Consider the following 11,764-nt stretch of genomic DNA (forward strand, 5'->3'; position numbering starts at 1 on the left):
CCTCAATGTTACTTTAGTTAAGGAATGTTATGCGTTGCACGTATCGCGTATAGTAAAGCATAAGTAGTAATGCATAATAAGTCACAGCGTGAACGTCTACTGAGAGGCTTTATCCTCTTGGCTCATGTCGCCGACGATGACTGTAAAATCACCGTCTACCATCTCTGTGAGTAATGGATCGCCTTTGTCATTGACGCGAAACAGACCATATTCAGCCGCTTCAAACGCCTCAGCATGACCTTCTTGAAAGAAGAACGCATTGGTCGCCAATTGCACACTGCCGTTACGGAGGCGGTAATAAATGGGCAGCTCACTTTTAGTTAAACCTTCACGACTATTACTATCTGCTAAGCGGACAAAATGCCCCACATTATTGTCATCGATTTTCACAATGACATAACCGTCGCTTGGCTCATAAATACGAAAATCTGTATCAAACTCGTCTAATTCTATATCTAGTTCTGAGCCTAATTCGTCTTGTGTTGAATGAGGGTGCTTTGGTCGCATGGCATCAAAAATATCGCGCTCCAGTGCATAGCTTAACACCATATAATCGCCTTGCATAAAACCACGTGGATCAACGGGTGCAAGTGCTAATAATACCGTTTTGCCAGTGGTGAGATGGGTTTCGTATTTGATGATATTCATCGTCATTACGACCAATATCAGTGCTAACCCCAGTAGGGCAATCGTAATCGTAACGGCTCGTTTTTTTAGCCAATGCGTGGATGGTGACGTGTCATCAATCAAGCGCTTAGTCAAAATTTTATTTTTCATGAGTGGCGCTCCTGATGATCATTAACGCTTGGTTTTATATTTGCAAGATAGCTTTTAATCAATAGCCAACGCGTAAGTAATAGCGCGATACCGATGACTAGCATAGAGATAGATTTAACCAATAACGAAGTATCGAGCTGATAGTAATACCAAAATATATAGCTGACCAAGGCGGTGATGCCCAAACCTAACAGCACCCGTTGGCTATTGGCGATCGCAATGACGATGATAAGGCTGGTCGCGAGCAGTCCTGAGACGTAAATCGATATTATCCCAAGCAATACAATCGCACCACCAATGAAGAGTCCCGCTGCCGATAGCAATTTAACGTCGTAACGTTTTAGAATCAGATAGGCGGCATAAAGGCTGGCAAGCGTTAGCAGTCCTTGGGCCAAATAGTAGTTATAGCTAAAAGTGTCGCCATAATAAGTAGCAATACTATGACTATGTTCAGCGGCGATAAAGTACACAGAAACGCACAACAGCATCAGCGCGCTGGCGTAACCAATGGCTTTAATAATATCGAAAACATCCGCGCGCCATTTACTAGGTATGCGCTGCAATAGAGAATAACGTGATAAGTTGCTGCCAATCGTAATCAGTGCCAATAGCCCCAAACTGACCTCAGGTAGATGATAATAGTTAAGCAAATAAATCATCAAACCTAGCGTCATTATGCTACCCAATAGGCGATAGATACGGTTGGGCATAATGACCGTCATAACGGCTTGCACGATTAAAAAAAGCCAAACATCTATAGGATGCGACAAATTATTATCAAATAACGCAAAGGCAATGTAGGCTTGCCCAGCCGAGCTAATAGCCAAGGCTAGGCTACTGATAAAGGCATTATCACGGCTTTGTTTATTTCTAAATAGCACAAAACCCGCCGCGCTGAGTACTAGACCTGTAATTAACAAGGCAATCACGCTGTCAAAGCCATCGATGCCGAACAATAATAAAGACAGAAAGGTAATTAGAAACAGACTCGCTACAATACCGCTAAGACCAAAAAGTATCTGTATAAACCAAGGAATATCGTTTTGAGAGTGATTATTCGCTATCGTTGCCTTAGCACTTGTCTCACCAGTACGGGCATCAATCACATTGCCGTCAATCAATCCAAGCTGTTGTAGCTGTAAAAGGACATTATCCGAGTGTTGATTATTCATATCATTACTCATAATTGACTCCTTTGACGACAGCACTTGGGAGGTTGTTTTCGCTGTTTAAACGTGCCGCATGACGCAGCCAAACGACCGCTGCTGAACTCATGCCAATCAATAATAGGGCTAAGATGAGAAAACCACCCATATCAAAATTGTCTAAAAACAGCTTACCTGCCCAAAACATCACCACGACAATGACAGAGCCACATAAATAGGTCAGCATTAATAGATTGATGCGATACCAATAAAATCGCCAAACCATAAATCCGCACCAGCTCATCCATAGCAGCAAAGTAATTAGCATCATTAAAATATTGGCGTCATCAAAGACATAAAGAATGGCAAGGTAGGTAATAAAATAGCTGCTGAGTAAACCGACGACATAAATGCTCCAATCCAGCTCGGACTTAAATCGGCTGCGTGTGACTGATGGTGGTTGACGGTCGATAAACATGAGCCACAAGTTTAGCGCCACAAAATTGACAGCGGCAAGCACGCCTATTTGTAAGACACCTTCATAAAAATAACTGACGAAGGCAAAGTCCGTAACGCCGAAATATAGGATGAGACCGGCATTGACGAGCCCCAACCATAACAACCAAAGCGCAGGGAAGCGGGCAATAATAACCCAAGGCGTAATCAATACAGCCCAACCGAAAAACAGCTGCCATGTATCCGCACCCGTTTGATAGACCTGCCCAAATAGCGCCAATAAGCTACCCGTAATCACGCTAGCAATAAGCAATAATAATTGGCGAATAAGCTGAAACCGTCGCCTAAAAGACAGTGCAACGTACAAGGCAATAGTGACAACCAAGGCCCCTTCGACCAAAGCGAACTTGCCCATTTTGCCCATATTTATCCAGTTATAGGCAATAAAAAACACCAGTGACAATACCAACGCTAGCGCCCCGATAATCAGCATGGCTTTATCAAAAAAGACCAGCCATGAGCGTTTGTTAGGATAGACTTGCAAATGAATCGATGCATTATTGGCATGCGTCAATGGCAGTATGCCTTGCTTGAGTAAATGCTCGATAGTACGCCGTGGTTGGCTCATAGCGTCCTCTAAATAAAAAGATGATGTTGCTTATCTTAGCTTTTTTGTGAGAGGTGGGTGTACTAAAGTTTATAGTTTTTTACTCAATAAAACTCAATAAAACTCAATACGACTGAGCAAATGCTCTTGGATGAGATAGGCGCAAATATAAGCGCTCGGCCACGCGACTACAAAATCAAAATTTCATCAAGAGATCAGCGTTATTAGTTTTATAAAAAGGAATTAATAGTGATATTGGTAGGTATCTATTCTAAATTTAGTGATTTTTATCATGATCTTACTCAGCTATTACAAAAATAAGTAATTGCAAAAATGAAAAAGTTGCACGATTTTGAATAGCGAATAAATCTGGTTTTGAGTGTCGAAAATACCACACTATTATTCATCAGCATCGGCTTAAAAATTCTAGTAAATGATTAGTTATTAACAATAGTCTTATAAATAAAATTCATCATATCTACTAGAGTTTTATCGCTTGATAGCATTGATTTCATTCACTTGACAGTGATAATTAGTGATTTAGAAACTGAGATTTGTGGTAATAAGATAGGTTTCGAATGAGCGGTAGTATATTGCTGATGAAAGGTAATAAGTAGCTATAAAAGTTACTCGATTAATAGTAATCACATCTAATTTTTAGTCGTCGAAACTGCTTTGACGGCAATCTTATTTTGCTTGTTAGTATCGGGGAGGAATTAAAACTTATTGACATTTGTATCGTTTTTAATTACTAATAGTTGTCTACAATATGACCAATAGTTAGTTAAAGTATTGTTAATAAACATAGTCAATATACGGATATATTAACTCGAATCACTACTATTTAGTTGATCCACCCAGCCACTGACCAGCAAGGATAGCTATTATATGATGCGCACTCCTAATCACTTTTTGTCCTCTATATTTTTGCCTACCTCTCTTGCGCTCGCCATGTCTATGACTGGCTGTAGTAGCGATAAGTCTGGCACTGACAGCCAAGCAGCTGCCGTTGATCCTAATGTACTGGCTGATACTCAAGCGCTCGTCGTCAATAACGGTACCGAACCTGAATCACTTGATCCACACAAAGTATCGGGGGTACCAGAATCTACCCTTGGCCGCCAGATGTTAGAAGGTTTAACCAATACGGATGCCGAAGGTAAGACCATTCCAGCAATGGCAACCAGTTGGGAAAGCGAAGACAATAAAGTATGGACCTTTAAGCTGCGCGATGCTAAATGGTCAAATGATGATCCAGTAACGGCAGAGGATTTTGTCTACAGTATGCGCCGCTTGGTCGATCCAAATACTGCGTCGCCGTATTCAAGCTATTTGGTCGATGCCAAAGTAGTAGGCGCTGATCAAATCGTTGATGGTAAGGCAAGCATTGAAACCCTTGGCGTAAAGGCTATCGATGATAAAACTTTGCAAATTACGTTATCAGAGCCAGTCCCTTATTTTCCAGATATGTTGATTCATAATTCAGTCAAGCCCGTTCATAAAAAGACCGTTGAAGCCTTTGGTGATAAGTGGACAGCTCCTGAGAACATCGTGGTTAACGGTCCTTACAAGCCTACCCAGTGGCAAATTAACGACAAAATCGTTTTAACGCGCAACGCTTCTTATTACGACGATGCCAATACGACTATCGATACCGTCACTTTCCTGCCGATTCCTTCTAGTACGACTGACGTCGCACGCTATCAGGCGGGTGAAATCGATGTGACCTACAATGAGATTCCAACCGAGCAGTTCGCTTCGCTTAAAGAGCAAGTGGGCGATCAGCTAACCGTATCTCCTTATCTTTGTACTTATTATTACGAGTTTAATACGGTCAAGCCACCGTTCAACGATCCCAACGTACGCCGCGCTTTAGCCTTAGCTTTGGACCGCGACACCATTGCAGATAAAGTTATCGGTCAAGGACAGACGGCCGCTTATCAGTTGACACCCCCTGCCACCAATGGCGATATTGCAAATAGTCCAGAATGGTCGACTTGGGATCAAGAAAAGCGGGTTACTGAGGCCAAAAAACTGCTCACTGAAGCAGGCTATAGCGATAGCAATCCACTGACTTTTGAGCTGCTATACAACACCAATGACAATCATAAAAAGACTGCGGTCGCGGCTACTTCACTATGGAAGCAAGCGCTCGGCTTCGTCGATGTGACTTTGACCAATAAAGAATGGAAAACCTATTTGGATACTCGCCGTAATGGTAATTATCAAATCGCGCGTGCTGGCTGGTGCGGTGATTATAATGAAGCGTCAGCTTTCTTAAATATTGCCAAATCTGATAACAGTGGCAACTACGGTAAATATAATAACGCTAAATTTGACAGTTTAATGGCGCAAACGCTGAAAGCTGGCGTTAGCCCTGAGCAGCGTGCCAATCTATACAAGCAAGCTGAAGCTCAGCTCGATCAAGATATGGGTTTACTTAACATTTATCATTACGTCAGCCCGCGTCTAGTAAAACCTTATGTCATTGGATTTCCAACTAAGGATATATTAGACAATTGGCAGGTAAAAAATCTCTCAATTGCTAAGCACTAATCGTTTGACTGAGCGCTGAATAATTCTATCGATTGAATGTCTGAGAGCGGTAAAAGCAGCTGGTTTCATTTATCGCTCCTATCAAATAACGCTGATAGCGTCATTAGTTTCATTTTTCACGGCCACTCTTATTAGGCGTGTTAGATGAAACTTTTGTTATTTATAAACGACGATTATAGATATTTTAGTTAAAACCAAGTCATTGAAGATTGCTAGTCGAGTGATAACTGGGCGTTAGGTTTGTGCTAGTTATCTCATTTTAATTTAGCTGAAAAATAAGCATCATTATAAAAGAGGCATTATGCTAAAACTGATTTTTCGGCGTATCTTAGAGGCCATTCCGACCTTATTTGTATTGATCACGGTCTCCTTTTTTATGATGCGTTTGGCGCCAGGCAGTCCGTTTACGGGTGAGCGTAGCTTGCCACCTGCGGTACTGGCCAATATCGAGGCCAAATACAATCTCAACGATCCTATGTGGCTACAGTATGTTAATTATTTAAAGCAGCTGGCGGTAGGCGACTTTGGACCGTCTTTTAAGTATAAAGATTATACGGTTAACGAGTTGTTGTCGCAGTCGTTTCCTGTCTCTATGGAGTTGGGTCTATACGCTTTTATATTGGCATTGGTCTTAGGACTTATCTTCGGTGTTATCGCAGCCCTTAAGCAAAACTCATGGATAGACTACGTACTGATGGCCTTTGCTATGACAGGCGTTGTGATTCCAAGCTTCGTTAAAGCGCCATTATTAGTGCTGATCTTTGCCATTATTTTGCAATGGCTACCAGCTGGTGGCTGGAATGATGGGGCACTCAAAAACCTTGTATTACCAGTCGCCGCTTTAGCGCTCGCTTATGTTGCAAGTATTGCTCGTATCATGCGCGGCTCGATGATTGAGGTGATGAATAGCCAGTATATCCGAACGGCTAAGGCGAAAGGTTTGCCGATGCGCCAAATAGTGATGAGGCATGCGCTGAGACCCGCACTACTACCCGTTATCTCTTATTTGGGCCCAGCCTTTGTCGGTATTATCACAGGCTCCATTGTGATTGAGACTATCTTTGGTTTACCTGGTATCGGACAGTTATTCATTAACGGTGCACTCAATCGTGATTATGGGGTAGTGCTTAGTTTGACCATTTTAGTCGGGGTATTGACCATTGCCTTTAATGCTATCGTCGATATTTTATACGCGGTAATTGATCCAAAGATTCAGTATTAAGACGACCGTTTAAGCGCATTATCATTCCAATACGGTTTGATGGGTATCATTCATTATTATTATGCTAAATAGATTATTAAAAGGACGACTATGAGCCTTACCGCAGACCAGACAACTGACCTAGCAGACATAGGGGCTCAGGAAATCAAAGGCCGCAGCCTTTTGCAAGATGCTAAGCGCCGTTTTTATCGCAACAAGGCCGCCGTAGCCAGTCTTTTTATCTTGCTACTCGTGGCTGCTTTCGTCATCTTTGTGCCGATGTTAGCACCTTTTGGCTATGCCGAAACCGACTGGAACTTTATGCAGTCCGCGCCAGCCATCGATAATAAGCACTACTTCGGTACTGATTCACTCGGTCGTGATTTGTTAGTGCGAACCGCAGTAGGTGGTCGTATCTCCTTAATGGTAGGCGTCGCCGGCGCTACGGTTGCAGTAATTTTCGGTACGATATACGGTGCAACGTCAGGCTATCTTGGTGGCAAAGTCGATACTGTTATGATGCGTGTATTAGAGATTTTAAGCGCCTTCCCCTTTATGTTTTTTGTGATTTTATTAGTCACTATCTTTGGTCGTAACCTTATCTTAATCTTTGTGGCGATTGGACTGGTATCATGGCTGGATGTTGCGCGTATCGTTCGCGGGCAAACGCTAAGCCTGAAGAGTAAAGAGTTTATCGAAGCTGCGCACGTAGGCGGCGTATCAGGCTTTAATATTATCTTACGCCACATCGTGCCCAATGTACTCGGGGTGGTGGTGGTTTACGCCTCTTTATTAGTGCCAACGATGATTTTGTTCGAGTCATTTCTAAGCTTTTTGGGACTTGGTGTTCAAGAGCCGATGACCAGTTGGGGGGCGCTGTTGCAAGAAGGCTCAAAAACCATGCAGGTAGCACCTTGGCAGATTTTGATTCCCTCAGCTTTTTTGGTCATTACTTTATTTTGCTTTAACTTTATTGGCGACGGTCTGCGTGATGCGTTTGACCCCAAAGACCGCTAAGAGGGTGACATCATGAAAAACCAAAGTATGAAGGATAAAAGCATGGAGGGTAAAAGTATGGAAGATAGAAACATAGCAACTCAAAAGATTCATAACGCCGCCAACGCGCCTAGTGCTCCTGAGAAAATAGAGTCTACTACCTTTAATATAGGTACTGATTCAGCGCTCGATAAGCCACCTAATGCAGAAAACAGCTTGTTAGCAGTCAAAGATTTATCGGTACAGTTCACGACCGAAGAGGGTCTAGTAACGGCGGTCAATGGCTTAAATTTTAACCTGCATGAAGGCGAAACCTTAGGTATCGTTGGTGAGTCCGGTTCAGGTAAGTCGCAGACAGCGTTTGCTATTATGGGGTTATTGGCAAATAACGGTGATGCCAAAGGTTCGGTACGCTTTGAGGGTAATGAGCTACTAGGATTGTCACAAAAAGCACTAAATAAAATTCGCGCCGAGCAGATCGCGATGATCTTTCAAGATCCGATGACCTCATTAAATCCTTATATGAAGATAGGCGACCAGCTCGCTGAAGTATTGATTTTACATAAAGGCATGAGTAAAAAAGATGCGTGGGCCGAATCCATACGAATGCTAGACGCGGTTAAGATTCCAGAAGCCAAGAACCGTATTGGCATGTATCCGCATGAGTTCTCAGGTGGTATGCGTCAGCGGGTCATGATTGCGATGGCATTATTATGTCGGCCTAAGCTGTTGATTGCTGATGAGCCAACCACCGCGCTCGACGTTACTGTTCAGGCGCAAATTATGGTTCTATTAAACGAGCTAAAACGCGACTTTGGCACCACCATTATTATGATTACCCATGATTTGGGGGTTGTGGCGGGTATCTGTGATCGAGTACTGGTGATGTATGCTGGGCGCACCATGGCGTATGGAGAGACTGAAGAGATTTTTTATGCCCCAAGTCATCCATATACTATCGGGCTACTAAAAGCCATTCCGCGTTTAGATAACGATATGGGCAAGCTTGAAACCATTCCAGGTAGTCCACCAAATTTATTAGATTTGCCTGCAGGCTGCCCTTTTTATGAGCGCTGTTCTCATGCGATGGAGATCTGCCGTGATACACCGCCACCGCTGGAATTTCTACCGAACGAGCGTCAACGCGCTTGTCACTGGCACCCTGAAACACCCGTTGATCACTCATTAGATAGCTCAGCAGATATCGATGCCAATAATCAATCAGGGATGGAGGGCTAGCTCATGATGACACAGAATTTAGATAGCGCCAAAAGCAATAACCCAGCACCGTTATTGCAAGTAAAGGACATTCATACCACTTTTAATATCAAACAAAAAGGCACTTACTTTTGGCAGAAGCCTGTCACTCTAAAAGCAGTTAATGGGGTATCGTTTGAGCTATTCGCTGGTGAGACTTTAGGGGTGGTGGGCGAATCAGGCTGCGGTAAATCAACACTCGCTCGTACTATCATCGGATTGATACAAGCTGACTCTGGCAGTATCAAATTTTGTGACGAAGAGATGGTGGGTGCGTCCAAAAAAACCATGAGGTTAAAGCGAAAAGACATTCAAATGATCTTTCAAGATCCGCTGGCATCACTTAACCCGCGCATGACGGTAGGGGATATTATCGCCGAGCCTCTTCGCACTTATTATCCTGAAATGAAGAAGCCTGAGGTGCAAAACCAGGTACGCGCCATCATGAAAAAGGTGGGGCTACTGTCCAATCAAATTAACCGATATCCGCATGAGTTTTCAGGTGGTCAGTGCCAGCGAATAGGCATTGCTCGAGCACTGATATTAAAGCCCAAAATTATTATCTGTGATGAGCCAGTCTCCGCCCTTGATGTCTCGATTCAGGCGCAGGTCATTAATTTATTGCAAGATGTGCAAGAAGAGATGGGGTTAGCACTTATCTTCATTGCCCATGATCTTTCTGTGATTAAGCACATTGCTGATCGAGTCTTGGTCATGTATTTAGGCAACGCCGCCGAACTGGGTTTGAACAAAGCCGTATACGGCAATCCGACTCATCCCTATACCAAAGCACTGATGTCTGCTGTACCGCTACCTGACCCTATTGCTGAACGTAACAAGGTCATTCAGTTATTAGAGGGTGATTTACCCAGTCCAATCAATCCGCCGTCAGGTTGCGTTTTTCGCACCCGTTGCCCACTAGCTGATGTAGAGTGCGCACAGATTAAGCCCGTGTTAGAAGGCACTATAAATCACCGAGTGGCTTGTTTAAAGAACAAGGTTGAGGTGGCTTAAAAGTGGTTTTTGGTTTATGAGTATTGACTGTATTAAAAGCAGGCGGACTTATTCAAATGCTCTTAATACAATCTAATGTTTTTGCTCATTGGTTTTAAACGTCAGCAGTTAGCATCAATCAATCAGTTTCACCGATATCAATAGCCATTTCATTAAGTAATATTAAGTAATATTAAGTAATATTAAGTAATATTAAGTAATATTAAGTAATATTAAGTAATATTAAGTAATGTTATTAGCTGACCACGAGGATGGGCTTGGAGATGGCTTTATTACGGGAGTAATTAGGAAGGTCATTAAAGCCTCTTATCCAGATCCAGTCACTTATCATAAGATGACTCAACGTCCCTAATATCCAATCAAAAAATACCTTTTTATCTTCGAATAAAATACCTTCAGCAAGGCTGTGTATACGACCACAGATTTCTTAATTCATAGCGGCATGATGATTTACCATCAGTACACAGCAATGCTTCATCATGGTATTCTCATACTTTAACTTCTAGCTGGTTCAATAAAACTCAATCCTACTGAGCAAATGCTCTTGGATGAGATAGGCGCAAATATAAGCGCTCGGCCACGCGACTATAAAGGCATATTTCCATGAGTGAAACAGCGTGATAAAGAACCCATCGACGAATCCTACATTGATCAGCAGCAATGCAGTTGAGATAATCGTGGACATTAGCAGTGCCATTAAAAAGGTAAAAATAAGCCGGTAGTACTTGCGCCGTGTGCGTATTCTGATGGTAGGGAATTTTGCCATAGTGTGGAGGTGTCCTACATGGTGATGGTGGCGTTTGAGGAACGATGAACGATGTTGCGTAGCGTCATGGGTCATCATTACCAACCATGATATCGTATGTTGATAAGTGGATAAAATCGTTATTATCAATGGTGACATTCGTTATATTTTAATGACTGTTGTCTCATGCATAAAAATCAAATTCCTGAAAAATAACAAACTAAAGATGATTAATTTTGCTACGATAAAATCGATTACAACTCACAAATAAGGCAATAAAATGACCGTGCACAAGCAGCGAACATTGGGCATCATCGGTGGTATGAGTTGGGAGAGTAGCGAAAGCTATTATCGGCTGATAAATGAGGGTGTCAAGGATAAGCTGGGTGGATTACATTCAGCAGATTTATTCATACATAGCGTGGACTTTGCGTTGATTAATAAGCACCAAGAGCAAGATGAATGGGCAGCGCTGGGTGTAATCATGGCCAGCAGTGCTCAGCGTTTGCAAGCCGCTGGCGTACAAGGGCTCATGATTGCCTCTAATACGATGCATAAATTACTCGATGATGTGCAAGCCGCGACGCATTTACCTGTTATTCATATCGCTGATGCCACTATTGCCGCCATCAAAAAACAGAATCTGTCTAAAATTGCCTTACTGGGCACTCAGTTTACGATGACGGAAGATTTTTATAGGCAGCGTTTGGTGGATGCAGGGCTTCAAGTGTTGATACCAGAGAGTGATGCACGAGCAGAGGTACATCGAATTATCAAAAAAGAGCTGTGCGTCGGTGAATTTAAAGACCGCTCGCGCCAGTATTATCAGCAGGTGATTAAAGATTTAGCAGATCAAGGCGCAGAGGGCGTCATCTTAGGCTGTACAGAAATTGGACTGCTCATTAAACAAGCAGATAGCCCAATTCCAGTATTTGATACCACTTTGATTCATGCAGCGGCAGCGGTGGATTTTTTATTAGAGTAGCGCGGACTGATAAAAGTATTTAAGC

10 protein-coding genes are annotated in these 11,764 nt (G+C 42.8%); 6 read left to right on the forward strand and 4 right to left on the reverse strand.

All coding sequences use genetic code 11. The annotated features are described in order from the left end of the window. Nucleotides 1-96 precede the first annotated feature (96 nt). Genes Q6344_00110 through Q6344_00120 form a run of 3 tightly spaced genes read right to left on the reverse strand, consistent with a single transcriptional unit; the run spans nt 97 to nt 3,006 of the window. Nucleotides 97-777, reverse strand: a complete 681-nt coding sequence (locus Q6344_00110) for a GDYXXLXY domain-containing protein (GenBank protein WLG13799.1) — start codon at nt 775-777, stop codon at nt 97-99. After that, entirely contained in the window at nt 774-1,961 is a 1,188-nt protein-coding gene (locus Q6344_00115) for a DUF4401 domain-containing protein (protein WLG13800.1), read from the reverse strand. Before Q6344_00115 ends, Q6344_00110 begins: the two co-directional genes overlap by 4 nt. Continuing rightward, the gene (locus Q6344_00120) at nt 1,954-3,006 is read right to left on the reverse strand and encodes a DUF2157 domain-containing protein (protein WLG13801.1); all 1,053 of its coding nucleotides are present in this window, start codon (nt 3,004-3,006) and stop codon (nt 1,954-1,956) included. Before Q6344_00120 ends, Q6344_00115 begins: the two co-directional genes overlap by 8 nt. An 867-nt stretch (nt 3,007-3,873) precedes the next feature. Here Q6344_00120 and Q6344_00125 point away from each other — a divergent pair. From Q6344_00125 to oppF, 5 genes are all read left to right on the forward strand, one after another. Beyond that, on the forward strand, nt 3,874-5,541 hold the full coding sequence (locus Q6344_00125) for an ABC transporter substrate-binding protein (GenBank protein WLG13802.1): 1,668 nt from the start codon (nt 3,874-3,876) through the stop codon (nt 5,539-5,541). Between the two features lie 301 nt (nt 5,542-5,842). Further along, nucleotides 5,843-6,763 (forward strand): oligopeptide ABC transporter permease OppB, encoded by a 921-nt coding sequence (gene oppB / locus Q6344_00130; protein ID WLG13803.1) that lies wholly within the window; start codon nt 5,843-5,845, stop codon nt 6,761-6,763. Nucleotides 6,764-6,853: 90 nt separating this feature from the next. Next, nucleotides 6,854-7,759 (forward strand): oligopeptide ABC transporter permease OppC, encoded by a 906-nt coding sequence (gene oppC / locus Q6344_00135; GenBank protein ID WLG13804.1) that lies wholly within the window; start codon nt 6,854-6,856, stop codon nt 7,757-7,759. Between the two features lie 12 nt (nt 7,760-7,771). After that, nucleotides 7,772-8,977 (forward strand): oligopeptide ABC transporter ATP-binding protein OppD, encoded by a 1,206-nt coding sequence (gene oppD, locus Q6344_00140; protein ID WLG13805.1) that lies wholly within the window; start codon nt 7,772-7,774, stop codon nt 8,975-8,977. A 3-nt stretch (nt 8,978-8,980) separates the two neighbouring features. Beyond that, complete coding sequence (gene oppF, locus Q6344_00145) at nt 8,981-10,009, forward strand: murein tripeptide/oligopeptide ABC transporter ATP binding protein OppF (protein ID WLG13806.1); 1,029 nt, start codon at nt 8,981-8,983, stop codon at nt 10,007-10,009. A 511-nt stretch (nt 10,010-10,520) separates the two neighbouring features. On the opposite strand, the gene Q6344_00150 is transcribed toward oppF, so the two are convergent. Continuing rightward, nucleotides 10,521-10,775: a DUF2798 domain-containing protein gene (locus Q6344_00150; protein WLG13807.1), complete on the reverse strand. Its 255-nt coding sequence runs from the start codon at nt 10,773-10,775 to the stop codon at nt 10,521-10,523. Between the two features lie 259 nt (nt 10,776-11,034). Here Q6344_00150 and Q6344_00155 point away from each other — a divergent pair, with 259 nt between their 5' ends. Next, nucleotides 11,035-11,739 carry an aspartate/glutamate racemase family protein gene (locus tag Q6344_00155; GenBank protein WLG13808.1) on the forward strand — a complete coding sequence of 235 codons (705 nt, stop codon included), beginning with the start codon at nt 11,035-11,037 and terminating at the stop codon, nt 11,737-11,739. Nucleotides 11,740-11,764: the final 25 nt, after the last annotated feature.

This window comes from Psychrobacter cibarius, assembly GCA_030686115.1.
Classification (GTDB): domain Bacteria; phylum Pseudomonadota; class Gammaproteobacteria; order Pseudomonadales; family Moraxellaceae; genus Psychrobacter; species Psychrobacter cibarius_C.